This is a genomic window from Bacillus sp. G1(2015b) (genome assembly GCF_001482475.1).
Classification (GTDB): Bacteria; Bacillota; Bacilli; order Bacillales; family Bacillaceae; genus Bacillus; species Bacillus safensis.
The window spans coordinates 169,217-186,770 of sequence record NZ_LKIC01000004.1 but is presented as its reverse complement, the minus strand read 5'-3'; the positions used below and the strand labels follow the sequence as shown (position 1 = coordinate 186,770).

The window sequence follows — 17,554 nt, the reverse complement described above, 5'->3', positions numbered from 1 at the left end:
CTTGTTACCTGTAACAGGCTCTTTTTTTGTACAATGTATAAAGATAACAGGTAGAAGAGAGAAGGTGCACATATGACGATTCAATGGTTTCCAGGCCATATGGCAAAAGCAAGACGTGAAGTCACAGAAAAATTAAAGCTCATCGACATCGTATTTGAATTAACCGATGCAAGAATTCCGATGTCCTCTAGAAACCCAATGATCGAAGAAATCCTTCAAAATAAACCCAAAATCATGCTATTAAACAAAGCAGATAAAGCAGATCCTCGTATGACAAAGGAGTGGCAGGCGCATTTTGAGCAGCAAGGCGTTCGGTCACTAGCTATTAACTCTGTCGATGGACAAGGGTTAAATCAGATCATCACAACTTCAAAAGAAATTTTAAAAGAAAAGTTCGACCGCATGAAAGCAAAAGGCGTCAAACCACGTGCCATTCGAGCACTGATTATCGGGATTCCCAACGTCGGAAAATCGACCTTAATCAATCGTTTAGCGAAAAAGAACATTGCCAAAACAGGAGACCGTCCTGGTATTACGACATCACAGCAATGGGTAAAGGTAGGGAAAGAACTAGAGCTGCTCGATACCCCTGGAATCCTCTGGCCGAAGTTTGAAGATGAGCAAGTAGGACTCAGACTTGCGGTGACCGGAGCGATCAAAGATTCGATCATCAACTTACAGGATGTCGCTGTGTATGCACTTCGTTTTCTAGAAGAGAACTACCCAGAGCGATTAAAAAAACGCTATGACCTAGCGGAGATACCTGAAGATACGGTTGAGCTGTTTGATGCAATTGGCACTAAGCGCGGCTGTCTAATGAGCGGGGGATTCATAAACTATGACAAAACCACCGAAATCATTATTCGGGATATTCGAACAGAAAAATTTGGTCCCCTCACTTTTGAGAAGCCTGAAAGCTAAAAGACACGCAGCTCATGCGGGTCTTTATTTTTTGCGAAAAACTGCCGATATAAAGAAGGAGGCTGCGAAAAAGCCTATGTACACGGTGAAACAAATAAAAGAACTAATAGAAAAGCATGCAGGCGATGAGTCATACATTCGTGAGCTTGTGAAAGATGATACGAGAAAAAGTGTCCAAAAACTCATAGAAAAGTGGCACAAAGAGAGAGAAAAGCAGCAAGCACTTCGCGTGGGATGGGATGACATGCTGCAATTTGAAAACAAAGCAAAGGCACAGGGATACACATGTATTGCGGGAATAGATGAAGCAGGAAGAGGACCGCTCGCCGGCCCAGTTGTGGCAGCAGCCGTCATACTAAAGGAAGATACAGTCCTGCTCGGTTTAAACGACTCAAAGCAATTATCTGAGAAAAAAAGATTGGCTTATTATGATTTAATTCAAAAAGAAGCACTTGATATCGGAATCGGCATTGTTGATGCGGCTACGATTGACGAAATCAATATTTACGAAGCATCAAGACTGGCGATGGTGAGAGCTGTGGAACAGTTAACTCATACACCAGATTATCTACTCATAGATGCCATGACACTCCCGCTTTCAACTCACCAAGAGAATATCATCAAAGGAGATGCAAAAAGTGCATCCATTGCAGCAGGTGCATGTATTGCGAAGGTGACAAGGGATCAGATGATGGAAGAGTATGGGCGTAAGTATCCTGAGTATCAATTTGAAAAACATAAAGGGTACGGAACGAAAGAGCACTTGGCTGCGATTCAAACACATGGTGCGGCCCCAATCCACCGATTATCGTTTGCGCCAGTGAAATCTGTTATATCATAAATTTTAATCTAAGGAGGCTGCCTGTGATGACAAGAGTTGAGGATATACATACAGCACTGAATAGCCGGCTGAATACGGCTGAATCTGTTCCATTAAACACCGAAGGGAAGGAAAATGTTCATCGGCTGATTCTCGGTAAAGTACTAAAAATGCTTGGAGATGATACAGCCCTTGTTCAAATAGGCTCAACGAAAATAAAAGCGCAGCTGGCGGCCCAGCTTAAAGCAGACGCATTTTATTGGTTCCAATTTGAACAAGAGGGCGGAGGCAGCCTCAATAAACTAAGACCCGTTCAGCAATTTGATCAAGATCCTAAGACGTTAAAGGATGCAGCAGCCAAACTATTAGAAGGACTTTCACTGAAAAATGGGCTTGAAAACATGCTGACAGCTACAGCTTTTTTAAAGGAAAAGTCCGTCATTAACGAAGGGGAGTTAAAAACGGCAGTGAAATGGATCGAACAGCTTCAAGGAGCTGATGTGAAGAAAGGGCTCCAAGCACTCCTCTTTGCTTTAAAGAAAGATTTACCGATCCAGCAAGGGGTACTTCAATCTATTTTAGCCGTGAAATCATCCTCTGCTCTTCATCAGGATATAAAAGCGCTGCTAAATCAATTAACACAGCTTCCGAAGCACACAGATGCTACACAGACCCTTACACAGGCCGTTCGGTCAGTTGTAGATGCAGAGACAGCCGTCCATGCAGAAAAGCTCTTATCAGTCCTTGTAGCAGCGAGAGAAGGCGAGGCGAAGCAAGGCGGTAGTTTACCAGTAACGACTCAGCTCAATCCGTCTAAGCAAAAAGAAAATAGCCATGCCCCGATCGTTCAAGAGCGTCAGCCATCCCAAGTTCTTCAGACAAACGTGCAGCAGCAGTCAATAAGTCCAAAAGAGCTGCAAATCCCGCTTCAGCAAATTGAGCGGATACTGGCCAGCTTGATGAAACAAGGTGCAGACGGGCAGCAAGAACCCAACTTAAAACAGCTCACAGCATTGCTGCACGGACTCCAGCAGGTAGGATCTCAGCCTGACGCAAAAGCAGCTGTACTGCAAAAAGAGTTCCCATTCCTTTCGAAACCGGAGGCGAAAGCATTGGCTCAGGCGGTGCAGCAGACTGAACCAACATTAAGCAATAAAACTGATGTGCTCGATTTACTAATGACGATGAAAAAGGCAATCGGTGTGCGTGATGAAATTGGTATGCTGAAACTGCTTGAAAAAGGCAGCCAGGATGTCAAAAGTCAGGAGCTGCACCAATTAAAGCTTACCTTAAATGATGTGAGACAGGCTGATTTACCAGAGCACGTTAAAAAAGAAGTGGATCAATTATTTCATAGATTGAATGGACAGTTATTTGTGCAGCAGGAGAACCAAACCGTCAGTCAAATGATGGTTTCCTATCCTCTTTTCTCAAAACATAGTGTTCAAGATTTAACCTTTATACTGAAGGGACATAAGAAAAAAGATGGCTCTATTGATATTTCTCAGTGCCGCCTGATGTTTTATTTAAACATGGAAAACCTTGAAGAAACCTTAATAGACTGTACGATTCAGCAAAAGGTCATGTCCATTACTGTCGAGACAGCTCATGAACTGCAAGGAACCATTAATCCGATGATTCCGGCTGTTCGGGAGAATTTAAATGCTCTAGGATACAGTTTAACGGGAATTACAGCAAAAAAGAGACAAGAGCCAGTAGATCCGTCTCAATTTCTAGATGAACACTTTCATAAAATCAGCGAGAAAGGGCTGGACTTACGAGTATGAAGGATTCAAAACCGCTTAGAAGAGCGGTCGCTCTGCATTACGATGAAGAAAAACAAAAGGCGCCAAAAGTCGTTGCAACAGGCAGCGGCTATGTGGCAGATCATATTATTGAAGAAGCAAAAAAGTCGGGAGTCCCTATCCAAGAAGACCGTAATTTAGTCGAACTCATGCGCCACTTAACGTTAGATGAGGAGATCCCTGAAGCGTTATACGATACTGTAGCAGAAATTTTTTCGTTTATCTACAGGTTAGATCAAAAAATGAAAAAATAAGGTAAAATAAGTGATTTGACTGAAAAATTTATATTTTTAATAAAATAAAAGTTTGAATGTTTAGAAGGATTTTACGATTTTACATAGAACCCTAGACATTCTCTTTTTTATTCTTTAAAATGAAAGCGCAGTCTATTTTATAATTTTTGTTTCTACATATGTTGGGAGGATGGGAAATGAATATCCATGAGTACCAAGGAAAAGAAATCCTAAGAAAATATGGGGTTTCAGTTCCAAATGGTAAAGTAGCATTTACACCTGATGAAGCAGTGAAAGCATCAGAAGAGCTAGGGAGCTCTGTATATGTCGTAAAAGCACAGATTCATGCAGGCGGCCGTGGTAAAGCAGGCGGGGTAAAAATTGCAAAAACGAAAGATGAAGTGAAAGGGTTTGCAGAGGAATTACTCGGCAAGACACTTGTCACACATCAAACAGGGCCTGAAGGGCGCGAAATAAAACGCTTACTTATTGAAGAAGGCTGCGATATTCAAAAGGAATACTATGTTGGACTAGTTTTGGACAGAGCGACATCAAGAATTGTATTGATGGCATCTGAAGAAGGCGGTACTGAAATTGAAGAAGTGGCAGAAAAAACGCCAGAAAAAATCGTCAAAGTGGTCATCGACCCAGCGATTGGCCTGCAAGGCTATCAGGCGAGAGAAGTAGCATTTAAAATTAATATTCCAACAAAATTAGTTGGCCAAGCTGTTAAGTTTATGACAAGCCTTTACAATGCGTTTATTGAAAAAGATTGTTCAATTGCTGAGATTAATCCACTGGTTGTAACAGGCGATGGAAAAGTCATGGCACTTGATGCAAAATTAAACTTTGATAGCAATGCCTTATATAGACAAAAAGATATATTAGAATACCGTGACCTTGATGAAGAGGATCCAAAAGAAATTGAAGCATCTAAATATGACTTAAGCTACATTTCTCTAGATGGAAATATTGGCTGTATGGTCAATGGAGCAGGTCTTGCGATGTCTACAATGGATATCATCAAGCATTACGGCGGGGACCCTGCAAACTTCCTAGATGTTGGCGGCGGTGCAACAGCTGAAAAAGTAACGGAAGCATTTAAAATCATCTTATCTGATCAAAATGTAAAAGGGATTTTCGTGAACATTTTTGGCGGCATCATGAAATGTGATGTCATTGCAGAAGGTGTTGTTGAAGCGACGAAACAAGTCGGCTTAACATTACCACTTGTTGTACGTCTTGAAGGAACAAACGTTGAATTAGGGAAGAAAATCCTGAGTGATTCAGGCTTAAATATCACTTCTGCTGAGTCTATGGCTGACGGGGCAGAAAAGATTGTATCTTTAGTCAAGTAGAGCAGAAAGGCAGGGAACCTAAATGAGTGTATTTATTAATAAAAATACGAGAGTAATTGTTCAGGGGATTACCGGTTCAACCGCATTGTTCCATACAAAACAAATGATTGAGTACGGAACAAATATTGTTGGTGGTGTCACACCTGGAAAAGGTGGAACTGAAGTAGAAGGAGTTCCTGTATTTAATACTGTATCTGAAGCAGTTCAGACAACTGGAGCGAACGCTTCTGTTATCTATGTACCAGCACCATTTGCGGCAGATGCCATTTTAGAGGCTGTTGACGCAGAAGTCGATCTCGTCATTTGTATCACAGAACATATTCCAGTTCTGGACATGGTTAAAGTGAAGCGTTACATGGAAGGTAAGAAAACAAGACTAGTTGGACCAAACTGCCCAGGTGTCATCACACCTGAAGAATGTAAAATTGGTATCATGCCTGGCTACATTCATAAAAAAGGCCATGTGGGTGTTGTTTCTCGTTCTGGAACGCTTACATATGAAGCGGTACATCAGCTTTCAGAAGCTGGCGTTGGTCAATCGACAGCTGTTGGCATCGGGGGTGACCCGGTAAATGGGACAAACTTTATTGATGTGTTAAAAGCATTCAATGAAGATCCTGAAACGCATGCTGTGATTATGATCGGTGAAATCGGCGGTACTGCTGAAGAAGAAGCAGCTGAATGGGTAAAAGCAAATATGACTAAACCAGTCGTAGGCTTTATTGGCGGTAAAACGGCGCCTCCAGGAAAACGTATGGGACATGCTGGTGCCATTATTTCTGGTGGTAAAGGAACAGCTGATGAAAAGGTAAAAACAATGCGTGAATGTGGTATTGAAGTGGCAGAAACACCATCTGTCATGGGAGAAACGTTGATTAAAGTATTAAAAGAGAAGAATCTCTTCGAAGCTTGTAAAACGCATTAATGACACAAGAAGACTTGTTCTTTGACAAGTCTTCTTCTTTCTATCTTAAACTGGAGGAATGGTATGTACAACGTGTCCGAAAGAATGATTTTTCACCGCTTAAAAGGCCTCATCTCACCCTCATTACTTACAAAATGGTGGAAAGTCGATCCTGAGCTATATATAAATGAAGAAACACATCATTTTAAACAGGATCGAGCATTACAAACGATCGACTTTACCCGCTTAAAACAAGCTGAAGAAAATGAATTCCCCATTTTTCAACACATCGTTCAAGCCTATTTAAAGCAAAACATTCACATGATTCCCATCACATCACCCTTATATCCAAGCACACTAAAAAATATTTATGATCCTCCCCCTGTGTTATTCCTAAAAGGAAACGTATCATATTTAAATGAAGAGAAAAGTTTAGGTGTAGTCGGCACGCGACTTCCATCATCTTATGGAGAAGCATGTGTGAAAAAAATTGTTGGTGAGCTTGTCAAAGAAGAGTGGATGATTGTTAGTGGGCTAGCTAAAGGAATAGATGGACTGGCACATAAAGAGTGCATCAGGAAAAAAGGGAAAACGATTGGCATTATAGCCGGCGGCTTTCAGCATTTATACCCAAAAGAGCATGCGCAAATGGCTCAATACATGGGCGAGCATCATTTGCTTTTGTCAGAGCATCCACCTTATGTCAAACCAGAAAAGTGGCATTTTCCAATGAGAAATCGTTTAATTAGTGCGTTGACGAGAGGAACCATTGTGATTCAGTGCAAAGAAAAGAGCGGTTCTCTTATTACAGCCTATCAAGCACTTGAGCAAGGAAAAGAAGTATTTGCGGTTGCCGGGTCCATCTTTGATCCTAATTCCACAGGGCCGGCAAGACTCATTCAGCAGGGGGCAAAGCTTGTTCATTCCACAAAGGATATTTTAGAGGAATTCTCCTTCCGCAGCGTTCAATATACTGAACTCTCATAAAAATATCGTTTGACAAAAGACATCGGAATATTTAATAATAGTGAGGATTTAAGTTTACACTTTGTTTTTCGTGTTTATAATGATGTTCATCATAAAGAATTTTTAACGATTGCCTGTTAGATAGGTGCAATTAACATAAATATGAATTGTGAAATGTATAAAGAGAGAACACCTCTTAAGGGGGATTTTGAGTATGGCTGATTATTTAGTCATCGTTGAGTCGCCAGCAAAGGCGAAAACGATTGAGCGTTATTTAGGAAAAAAGTATAAAGTAAAGGCTTCAATGGGGCACGTAAGGGATTTACCGAAAAGTCAGCTCGGTGTTGACACTGAGCATGACTTCGAACCGAGATATATTACGATTCGCGGGAAAGGCCCAGTTTTAAAGGAATTAAAAACAGCGGCGAAAAAAGCAAAGAAAGTCTTTCTCGCGGCTGACCCCGATAGAGAGGGAGAAGCGATTGCTTGGCATTTAGCACATAGCCTTGACCTTGACCTCTCTTCTGACTGCCGTGTTGTTTTTAACGAGATTACAAAAGATGCGATTAAAGATTCCTTTAAGCATCCTCGTATGATCGATATGGATTTAGTTGATGCACAGCAGGCAAGACGAATTTTAGATCGTCTCGTTGGATACAAAATCAGTCCGATTTTATGGAAGAAAGTGAAAAAGGGCTTAAGTGCTGGCCGTGTTCAATCAGTTGCACTCCGACTCATTATTGATCGCGAGAATGAAATTAATGAATTTAAACCAGAAGAATACTGGACAATTGACGGTACATTCCTCAAAGGAAAAGAAAGCTTCGAAGCAAGTTTCTTTGGCCTCAACGGGAAAAAGCATCCACTGAAAACAAAAGAAGATGTAAAAGAAATCCTTTCGAAATTAAAAGGAAACAAATTCTCTGTAGAGAAAGTAACGAAAAAAGAACGTAAACGTAATCCAGCTGTTCCGTTTACGACTTCTACTTTACAGCAAGAGGCTGCAAGAAAATTAAACTTCCGTGCAAAAAAGACGATGATGATTGCACAGCAATTATATGAAGGAATTGATCTTGGTAAAGAAGGTACAGTCGGTCTCATCACTTATATGAGAACGGACTCAACACGTATTTCAAATACGGCGATTGAAGAAGTATCTGCTTTCATTGATCAGACGTACGGCAAGAATTTCTTAAATACAACAAAACGAACGGCTAAAAAGAATGAAAACGCACAAGATGCTCACGAAGCCATCCGTCCGACTTCTACGTTAAGAAAACCGGCTGATGTCAAGCATGTGCTAAGCCGTGATCAGCTTCGCCTGTACAAATTGATTTGGGAACGATTCGTGGCAAGCCAAATGGCGCCGGCTGTTCTTGATACAATGAGTGTGGATCTTGATCATAATGGTCTTACTTTCCGTGCGAATGGAAGTAAAGTGAAATTCCCTGGGTTTATGAAGGTTTATGTAGAAGGAAAGGACGACCAGCTCGAGGAAAAGGACAAAATGCTTCCTGATTTGAAAGAAGGGGATACAGTTCTTTCAAAAGATATCGAACCTGAACAGCACTTCACACAGCCGCCTCCGCGCTACACTGAGGCAAGACTGGTCAAAACACTTGAAGAGCTCGGTATAGGCCGTCCATCTACGTATGCACCAACATTAGATACGATTCAAAAGCGCGGTTATGTCGCGCTTGATAATAAACGATTTACTCCGACAGAGCTTGGAGAAATTGTACTCAACTTAATCATCGAATTCTTTCCTGAAATCATTAACGTTGAATTTACAGCGAAAATGGAAAAGGAACTTGATAGTGTTGAAGAAGGTACGATCGAATGGGTTCGTATTATCGACAGCTTCTATCAAGACTTTGCAAAACGGGTAGAAAAAGCTGAAGCAGAGATGCAAGAAGTTGAGATTGAGCCGGAATACGCAGGTGTTGATTGTGAAGAGTGCGGACATCCGATGGTGTACAAAATGGGTAGATACGGCAAGTTCATGGCGTGCTCTAACTTTCCTGACTGCCGTAACACAAAACCAATTGTCAAAGATATCGGTGTCAAATGCCCGTCATGTCATGAAGGAAACATCGTTGAACGAAAATCGAAGAAACGCCGCATTTTTTACGGCTGTGATCGTTTTCCAGAGTGTGAATTCGTTTCTTGGGACAAACCAATTGAAAGAAAGTGTCCAAAATGCGAAAATATGCTTGTAGAGAAAAAGCTGAAAAAAGGCGTTCAAGTTCAATGTGTGAACTGTGATTATAAAGAGGAACAACAAAAATAGCGGTGAGCAACCTTGTTCACCTGCTTTTTTATGTCATCAAACAGAACTTACGAAATAGGAGAGTTGTCCAATGAGTCAATTTGTAAATGTGATCGGAGCCGGTTTAGCTGGAAGTGAAGCTGCATGGCAAATCGCTAAACGAGGAATTAAAGTCAATTTATACGAAATGAGACCTGTGAAACAAACGCCGGCTCACCACACAGATAAATTTGCGGAGCTTGTATGCAGCAACTCACTGCGTGCGAACGCTTTGACGAATGCAGTAGGTGTATTAAAGGAAGAAATGCGTCATTTAGATTCAGCCATTATCGCAGCAGCAGATGAAAGCTCAGTTCCTGCAGGCGGCGCGCTTGCAGTAGACCGTCATGAATTTGCAGCAAACGTGACAGATCGCGTGAAAAATCATCCGAATGTTACGGTCTTTCAAGAAGAAGTGCAAAGCATTCCAGAAGGTCCGACAATTATCGCGACTGGCCCGCTGACATCAGAAGCACTTTCAAAAGAATTAAAATCGTTAACAGGAGAAGAATATCTCTATTTCTACGATGCAGCGGCACCTATTCTAGAGAAAGATAGCATTGATATGGATAAGGTGTATTTGAAATCACGCTATGACAAAGGGGAAGCCGCATATTTAAACTGTCCAATGACAGAAGAAGAATTCGATCGTTTTTATGAGGCGCTCATTTCTGCTGAAACTGTGCCATTAAAAGAATTTGAAAAAGAAATCTTCTTTGAAGGCTGTATGCCAATTGAAGTCATGGCGAAAAGAGGAAAGAAAACGATGCTGTTTGGCCCGATGAAGCCAGTAGGACTGGAAGATCCGAAAACAGGAAAAAGACCTTACGCTGTTGTTCAATTAAGACAGGATGATGCAGCAGGTACTTTATATAACATCGTTGGCTTCCAGACACATCTAAAGTGGGGCGATCAAAAGGAAGTATTCCGTTTGATTCCAGGCCTTGAAGAAGCAGAGATTGTTCGTTACGGGGTAATGCACCGTAATACATTTATTAACTCGCCAAGCCTTTTAAGACCGACTTATCAGTTTAAAAATAGAGATGATCTATTCTTTGCCGGACAAATGACAGGCGTTGAAGGGTATGTCGAGTCTGCAGCTTCCGGACTTGTGGCTGGCATTAACGCCGCTCGTTTTGTTAAAGGGGAAGAGCTTGTGACACTTCCTGAGGAAACGGCGATTGGCAGTATGGCTTATTACATCACGTCGACAAACAAGAAAAGCTTCCAGCCGATGAATGCGAATTTTGGTTTGCTGAAAGATCTAGGTGTACGAATTAAAAACAAACAAGAACGTTATGCAGAGTACGCTAAGCGCGCAATCGAAACTATTCAAACTATTTCGAAATCTCTGTAGTAAAACATTGCACGGAAAGCAAGATATGTGATACCATTTAAAAGCCTTAAAGAGGTGTAAAAATGACGAATAAACAGCGTCTTGTCCACTTATTCATTGAATATCTGCAAATTGAAAAAAACTATTCAGCTTTAACGATCTCAGGATATACAGAAGCCATTGAAGAGTTTGTCAGATTTATGAACATTCAAGGAATAGACGGTTTTGAAGAGGTATCCTATCAAGATACGAGAATTTATTTAACAGAAGCTTATGAAAAAGGCCTGACAAGAAGAACGATTAGTAAGAAAGTCTCTGCGCTTCGCAGCTTTTATAAATTTTTATTAAGAGAACAGCTTGTGAAAGAAAATCCTTTTTTACTCGTTAGCTTACCAAAACAGGATAAGCGGATTCCTTCATTTTTGTATGAGGAGGAACTAAAAGAGCTTTTTACAGTTTCTGATGTCAGCACACCGCTTGGGCAAAGAAATCAAGCCATTTTAGAACTTCTTTATGCAACAGGTATGAGGGTCAGTGAGTTATGTTCATTAAAAGAATCTGATCTTGATTTATCGATGGATACAGTGCTTGTTCATGGGAAAGGCAGCAAGCAGCGGTATGTTCCTTTCGGGTCATATGCTCATGAAGCGCTCATTACTTATTTAGAGGATGGAAGGCAGAAGCTGAAATCTAAGGGGAAAGACCGCGCTGATGCACATGTGTTTTTGAATCAGCGCGGGGCGCCTCTTACAGACCGAGGTGTTCGATTCATTCTCACTGAATTAATGAAAAAGGCGTCAGGTACATTACATATCCATCCTCACATGTTAAGGCACACCTTTGCCACGCATCTCTTAAACGAGGGGGCGGATTTGAGAAGTGTTCAAGAGCTTCTCGGTCATTCAAATTTATCATCTACACAGGTGTACACGCATGTATCAAAAGATTCTTTAAGAAACACGTACATGTCTCATCACCCAAGGGCTTTTAAACGATCCTAAAAGGAGGTTTTTTCATGTCATCATTTCATGCAACAACCATCTTTGCCGTTCAACATAAAGGAAAAAGTGCAATGGCTGGCGACGGTCAAGTTACTTTCGGGCAGGCTGTCGTGATGAAACACACAGCAAAAAAAGTGCGTCGTCTTTTCGGAGGCAAGGTGCTTGCAGGTTTTGCAGGTTCAGTAGCAGATGCGTTTACACTCTTTGAAAAGTTTGAAACAAAGCTTGAAGAATATGGTGGCAACTTAAAGCGGGCAGCCGTAGAACTAGCGAAGGAATGGCGAAGTGACAAGATGCTAAGGCAGCTTGAGGCCATGCTCATCGTCATGAACAAAGAAAGCATCCTGCTCGTCTCTGGAACTGGAGAGGTCATTGAACCAGATGATGGGATTTTGGCCATTGGCTCAGGCGGCAACTATGCCCTTAGCGCAGGGAGAGCACTCAAAACCCATGCAGGTGATCATCTCTCAGCGAGAGAAATTGCAAAGGCCGCTCTTGAAACGGCCGGAGAAATCTGTGTCTACACGAACGATCAAATCACTTTAGAAGAGCTTGAATAGAAAGGACATGAGACGTATGGAGAAAAAGCCGTTCACCCCAAGAGAGATAGTTGAAAAGCTTGATCAATACATCATTGGTCAGCTTGATGCGAAAAAAGCAGTGGCGGTGGCTTTAAGAAACCGTTACAGAAGAAGTCTTTTACATGATAAGCTAAAGGATGAAGTCGTTCCTAAAAATATTTTAATGATCGGCCCTACAGGTGTGGGGAAAACAGAAATTGCCCGAAGAATTGCTCGAATTTCTGGTGCGCCTTTTATTAAAGTGGAAGCGACGAAATTTACTGAAGTGGGTTATGTTGGCCGTGACGTAGAGTCAATGGTGAGAGATTTAGTTGAAACAGCGATTAGACTCGTCAAAGAAGAAAAAATGAAAGATGTTCAAGAAGAAGCAGAAAAACAAGCAAATAAACGTCTTGTTCATTTACTTGTTCCTGGTAAGAAAAAAAGCCAGTCTGTAAAAAATCCTTTTGAGATGCTGTTTGGCGGTTCAGATGAAGATGACCGTGATCGAGATCATTCAAATGAAGAAGTGGAACTCGAATCGACAAGAAAGCGAATTGCTCATCAGCTGGCGATGGGAGAACTTGAAGATCATTACGTCACGATCGAAGTAGAAGAACAGCAGCCTTCCATGTTTGATATGCTTCAAGGCTCGGGTATGGAGCAAATGGGTATGAACATGCAGGATGCACTCGGCAATCTCATGCCTAAAAAGAAAAAACGCAGAAAGCTGACTGTCAGAGAAGCAAGAAAGGCGTTAACGGCTGAGGAAGCTTCAAAACTGATTGATATGGATGAAGTCAGTCAGGAAGCAGTCTACAAAGCAGAGCAGCAAGGAATTATTTTTATCGATGAAATCGACAAAATCGCCAAAAGCGGCGGTGCATCATCTGCAGATGTTTCTCGTGAAGGGGTTCAGCGTGATATTTTACCGATTGTAGAAGGTTCAACTGTGATGACGAAATATGGTGCCGTTAAAACTGATCATGTGCTTTTTGTTGCAGCAGGTGCATTTCATATGGCAAAGCCATCAGATTTGATTCCCGAGCTTCAGGGGCGCTTCCCAATTCGTGTAGAATTAGATAAATTAAGTATAGAAGACTTTGTGAAAATCTTAACGGAACCAGATAATGCATTATTAAAGCAATATAAAGCTTTACTTGAAACAGAAGGTATATCTCTTGAATTTTCTGACGATGCTATTCATAAGATTGCCGAAGTGGCTTATCATGTCAATCAGGAGACAGATAACATCGGTGCAAGAAGGCTTCATACCATACTTGAGAAGCTGCTTGAAGAGCTTTCATTTGAGGCGCCTGATATTACGATGGAGAAAGTGACCATTACCCCTCAGTATGTCGAAGAGAAGCTAGGAAAGATTGCAAATAACAAAGATTTAAGTCAATTTATACTTTAACAAATGAATAAAGTAATCTAGGAGGATCATTATTATGGCGTTACTACAAAAAACAAGGATTATTAACTCAATGCTGCAAGATGCAGCGGGGAAACCAGTTAATTTCAAAGAAATGGCAGAAACACTGAGAGATGTCATTGATTCAAACATTTTCGTATTAAGCAGAAGGGGAAAGCTTCTTGGTTACTCCATTAATCAACAGATCGAAAATGCACGTATGAAAAAAATGCTTGAAGATCGCCAGTTCCCTGAAGAATATACAAAGAGTCTATTCAATGTCCCAGAAACGTCTTCAAACCTTGATATTAACAGTGAATATACAGCTTTCCCGATTGAGAACCGTGACTTATTCCAATCAGGTTTAACAACAATTGTTCCAATTATCGGCGGAGGAGATCGTTTAGGTACGTTAATCCTGTCCCGCTTACAAGATACATTCACAGATGATGATTTAATTCTTGCTGAATACGGGGCAACAGTTGTTGGAATGGAGATTCTTCGCGAGAAAGCAGAGGAAATCGAAGAAGAAGCAAGAAGTAAAGCAGTTGTCCAAATGGCGATTAGCTCTCTATCATACAGTGAGCTTGAAGCGATTGAGCACATTTTTGAAGAGCTTGATGGAAACGAAGGTCTACTTGTCGCAAGTAAAATTGCAGACCGTGTAGGGATCACTCGTTCAGTGATCGTAAACGCCTTACGTAAGTTAGAAAGTGCAGGCGTAATCGAATCTCGTTCTCTTGGAATGAAGGGAACGTACATCAAAGTGTTAAACAACAAATTTTTAATTGAACTCGAAAATTTAAAATCTCATTAATCAAAAACCCTTTTTGGCCGAAATAAATGCTGAAAAGGGTTTTTTTATGTGAAAAAATGAGGATTTGTCCGAAAAATGTCACTCTTTTTTCCAAGAAACCCCTTACAAATCTGTAGTGCTTTGAATCTAGGTCTTTATACCTATTCGTAAAATAGATATATATTACGAGTTTTTTTTACATATACATCATAGACTTTAATCCTATTATTTCTTACAATGAACATATGGTTTTACAAATCTCGACATGATTAAATGGAATGAAATACATATGATTGGAGGTATATGGTTTTGGATATATTTTCTGGAACGATAAGCAACCTTGAGAATGCCTTGGGCAGAGCGAATGTTAAGCAAAAAGTCATAAGCAATAATATCGCGAATATAGACACACCGAACTACAAGTCGAAAAACGTCGCATTCCATGACATGCTAAATGATGCATCGAACAAATTAGATGCTAAAAAAACATACCAAGGTCACATTGATTTTTCAAAAACAGGGTCTAATTATTCAGTTGTTTCTAGCAACCGTACTTCATATCAAGAAAACGGAAATAATGTCGATATTGATCAAGAGATGAGTGAACTCGCTAAAAACCAAATTCAGTATAATGCTTTGGTGGAAAGAATGAGCGGGAAATTTAATTCTCTTAAAACAGTTTTGACAGGAGGTAAGTGATGTCGATTTTTTCAGGAGTGAACGCTTCGGCCTCAGCATTAACGGCACAGAGGCTCAGAATGGACGTTGTATCCTCAAACCTTGCAAATATGGATACAACAAGAGCTAAACAGGTTGATGGCAACTGGGAGCCTTATAGACGTAAACTTGTCACATTACAGCCGTCAGGTGAATCATTTTCATCTATATTGAACTCAAGTATGAATTCGAGCGGCAAATTAGGAAACGGCGTCAAAGTAACAAAGATTACAGAAGACGAAACTCCATTCAACCTTCAATATGATCCTACAAATCCCGATGCCAATGAAAATGGATATGTTCAAACACCAAATGTCGATCCATTAAAAGAAATGGTCGACCTCATCAGCAGCTCAAGATCATATGAAGCAAACGTGACTGCTCTAAATGCGAACAAAAGCATGCTGATGAAAGCTTTAGAAATAGGAAAGTAAGGTGAAAAGAATTGGTTAATGCAATATCTCCTTTCCAGCTTCAAACCGCTCAGCAAGCAAGTGAATTGACGAATGCATCGTCCTTGCAGGCGGCTGCACCTAAAAGTCAAACGAATTTCTCTGATGTGCTGAAAAATTCCATTGAGGCTTTAAATCAATCACAGCTGAAATCAGACCAGTATACAAATGCGCTTGCACAAGGAAAAGATGTCAATCTCGATGAAGTCATGATTGCCTCGCAGAAAGCGAGTGTCACACTCACAGCTGCGACAGAGTTTCGAAATAAAGCAGTCGAAGCGTACCAAGAGATTATGAGAATGCAGATGTAGGAGGTGCTGGTGGACAAAAAAAGACTGAATGGAATGACCGGGGGTTAAGATGAATCGTACTTTAATGCAATTAAGAACAAAAACAGTTGAGTTTTGGCGAAATCGATCAAAATTACAAAAAATACTCATGATTGGCGGCGTTGCTGCCCTAGCAATCATTATTACGGTTGTTAGCATCTTTGCTTCTTCTGAAAAAATGGTTCCGCTCTTTAGAGACTTGTCTGAGGCAGAAGCTGGACAAATCAAACAGGAACTAGATGGCAAAAACGTTAAATCGGAACTTGCAAACAATGGAACAACGATTCTCGTTCCAGAAAAGCAAGCAGACTCTTTAAAAGTAACACTCGCATCTGAAGGGCTTCCTAAGACAGGCAACATTGATTATTCCTTCTTTGCAAACAATTCAGGCTTCGGTTTAACAGATAATGAATTTGATGTTCTGAAAGTAGACGCAACTCAGACAGAACTATCCAATCTGATCAACACAATTGATGGGATTAAAGATTCAAAAGTGATGATTAACCTGCCAAAAGATTCCGTTTTTGTTGGAGAAGAGCAAAGTAATGCATCAGCATCCATTGTGCTGCAAGTTGAGCCTGGCTACACGCTTACGCCGCAGCAAGTAAAAGGCCTTTATCATCTTATTTCAAAAAGTGTGCCGAATTTAAAAACAGAAAACATTGTCATTATGGACCAAGATTCCAACTACTACGACTTAAACACCAGTTCCGATTCTTATGCAAGTGGAATGGATGCACAGCAGCAGAAAAAAGAAGAAATCGAAAAGAATCTTCAAAGAAAAATTCAGCAGCTGCTCGGAACAATGATGGGTCAAGATAAAGTGGCTGTATCGGTCACAACAGACATTGATTTTACTGAAGAAAAAAGAAAAGAAGACCTTGTAGAACCTGTTGATAAAGAAAACATGCAGGGGATTGCTGTCAGCGCTGAAAAGATTGCTGAAACATATTCAGGCAATGGAGCAGCAGCTGGAGGCACCGCTGGAACAGGTGACGATGATGTCACAAATTATCAAGGTGCCGATGGAGCGAATGGAAGCGGAGATTACGAAAAGAGTGAAGATCGTATCAATTATGAAGTCAACCGCATTCATAAAGATATCAAAGAAAGCCCTTATAAAATTAGAGATGTTGGCATTCAAGCGTTGGTCGAACCACCAACTGCAAACGATGCAAACTCTTTAACAGCTGAAAGACAAGATGATATCAAAAAGATTCTTTCAACGATCATTAGCACATCGATTGATAAAGAATACACAAATGGTCAAGCGCTCACTCAAGCAGACTTAGATAACAAAATCGTTTTATCAGTATCAAAATTAGACGGTAAACAGCAAACTGCGGCAGATAACCCTTCAAACAATATTCCAATCTGGGTTTATATTGTAGGCGGTGTGCTCCTACTTGCAATTATCGCTCTTATCATTCTTCTTGTACGTAAGCGTAGAAGAGATGAGGAAGAAGAGTTTGAGTTTGATGAACGTACACCAATCGATGTTCCTGATATCGACACTGAACCAGAAACAGAAGAAATGGTGAGAAAAAATCAGCTTGAAAAAATGGCAAAAGAAAAACCAGAAGACTTTGCTAAATTGCTACGCAGCTGGCTGTCCGAGGATTAGGAGGAATACA

The 17,554-nt window shown here is 40.8% G+C and carries 17 protein-coding genes; all 17 read left to right on the top strand.

Annotated features, from left to right (window positions below; all coding sequences use genetic code 11):
• Nucleotides 1-72: 72 nt before the first annotated feature.
• A complete protein-coding gene (gene ylqF / locus AMR95_RS04515) occupies nt 73-921 on the top strand; it encodes a ribosome biogenesis GTPase YlqF (RefSeq protein ID WP_024424188.1) in 849 nt (282 codons plus the stop codon).
• Between the two features lie 76 nt (nt 922-997).
• Entirely contained in the window at nt 998-1,762 is a 765-nt protein-coding gene (locus AMR95_RS04510; protein WP_039178498.1) for a ribonuclease HII, read from the top strand.
• 26 nt (nt 1,763-1,788) lie between these two features.
• Nucleotides 1,789-3,528 (top strand): hypothetical protein, encoded by a 1,740-nt coding sequence (locus tag AMR95_RS04505; RefSeq protein ID WP_058837709.1) that lies wholly within the window; start codon nt 1,789-1,791, stop codon nt 3,526-3,528.
• Nucleotides 3,525-3,800, top strand: a complete 276-nt coding sequence (locus tag AMR95_RS04500) for a FlhB-like flagellar biosynthesis protein (protein ID WP_003211418.1) — start codon at nt 3,525-3,527, stop codon at nt 3,798-3,800. Before AMR95_RS04505 ends, AMR95_RS04500 begins: the two co-directional genes overlap by 4 nt.
• Nucleotides 3,801-3,976: 176 nt before the next feature.
• Nucleotides 3,977-5,137 (top strand): ADP-forming succinate--CoA ligase subunit beta, encoded by a 1,161-nt coding sequence (gene sucC / locus AMR95_RS04495; protein WP_024426972.1) that lies wholly within the window; start codon nt 3,977-3,979, stop codon nt 5,135-5,137.
• Nucleotides 5,138-5,159: 22 nt separating this feature from the next.
• Nucleotides 5,160-6,062 (top strand): succinate--CoA ligase subunit alpha, encoded by a 903-nt coding sequence (gene sucD / locus AMR95_RS04490; RefSeq protein WP_007499624.1) that lies wholly within the window; start codon nt 5,160-5,162, stop codon nt 6,060-6,062.
• Nucleotides 6,063-6,125: 63 nt separating this feature from the next.
• Entirely contained in the window at nt 6,126-7,028 is a 903-nt protein-coding gene (gene dprA / locus AMR95_RS04485) for a DNA-processing protein DprA (protein WP_039178503.1), read from the top strand.
• Between the two features lie 193 nt (nt 7,029-7,221).
• Nucleotides 7,222-9,297, top strand: a complete 2,076-nt coding sequence (topA, locus tag AMR95_RS04480) for a type I DNA topoisomerase (RefSeq protein ID WP_058837708.1) — start codon at nt 7,222-7,224, stop codon at nt 9,295-9,297.
• Nucleotides 9,298-9,367: 70 nt separating this feature from the next.
• On the top strand, nt 9,368-10,672 hold the full coding sequence (trmFO, locus tag AMR95_RS04475; protein ID WP_034317774.1) for an FADH(2)-oxidizing methylenetetrahydrofolate--tRNA-(uracil(54)-C(5))-methyltransferase TrmFO: 1,305 nt from the start codon (nt 9,368-9,370) through the stop codon (nt 10,670-10,672).
• Between the two features lie 62 nt (nt 10,673-10,734).
• Nucleotides 10,735-11,652 carry a tyrosine recombinase XerC gene (gene xerC, locus AMR95_RS04470; RefSeq protein ID WP_058837707.1) on the top strand — a complete coding sequence of 306 codons (918 nt, stop codon included), beginning with the start codon at nt 10,735-10,737 and terminating at the stop codon, nt 11,650-11,652.
• 14 nt (nt 11,653-11,666) lie between these two features.
• Complete coding sequence (hslV, locus tag AMR95_RS04465) at nt 11,667-12,212, top strand: ATP-dependent protease subunit HslV (RefSeq protein ID WP_024424181.1); 546 nt, start codon at nt 11,667-11,669, stop codon at nt 12,210-12,212.
• Between the two features lie 16 nt (nt 12,213-12,228).
• Nucleotides 12,229-13,629 carry an HslU--HslV peptidase ATPase subunit gene (gene hslU / locus AMR95_RS04460; protein WP_047202158.1) on the top strand — a complete coding sequence of 467 codons (1,401 nt, stop codon included), beginning with the start codon at nt 12,229-12,231 and terminating at the stop codon, nt 13,627-13,629.
• A gap of 34 nt (nt 13,630-13,663) precedes the next feature.
• Nucleotides 13,664-14,443: a GTP-sensing pleiotropic transcriptional regulator CodY gene (gene codY / locus AMR95_RS04455; RefSeq protein WP_007499612.1), complete on the top strand. Its 780-nt coding sequence runs from the start codon at nt 13,664-13,666 to the stop codon at nt 14,441-14,443.
• A 288-nt stretch (nt 14,444-14,731) separates the two neighbouring features.
• Nucleotides 14,732-15,121 carry a flagellar basal body rod protein FlgB gene (flgB, locus tag AMR95_RS04450; protein ID WP_039178512.1) on the top strand — a complete coding sequence of 130 codons (390 nt, stop codon included), beginning with the start codon at nt 14,732-14,734 and terminating at the stop codon, nt 15,119-15,121.
• A complete protein-coding gene (gene flgC, locus AMR95_RS04445; RefSeq protein WP_024424179.1) occupies nt 15,121-15,573 on the top strand; it encodes a flagellar basal body rod protein FlgC in 453 nt (150 codons plus the stop codon). The genes flgB and flgC overlap by 1 nt, the downstream gene beginning before the upstream one ends.
• Before the next feature lie 11 nt (nt 15,574-15,584).
• Entirely contained in the window at nt 15,585-15,902 is a 318-nt protein-coding gene (fliE, locus tag AMR95_RS04440; RefSeq protein ID WP_039178515.1) for a flagellar hook-basal body complex protein FliE, read from the top strand.
• A 49-nt stretch (nt 15,903-15,951) separates the two neighbouring features.
• Nucleotides 15,952-17,544, top strand: coding sequence for a flagellar basal-body MS-ring/collar protein FliF (gene fliF / locus AMR95_RS04435; protein ID WP_039178517.1), 1,593 nt, complete (start codon nt 15,952-15,954; stop codon nt 17,542-17,544).
• Nucleotides 17,545-17,554 lie beyond the last annotated feature (10 nt).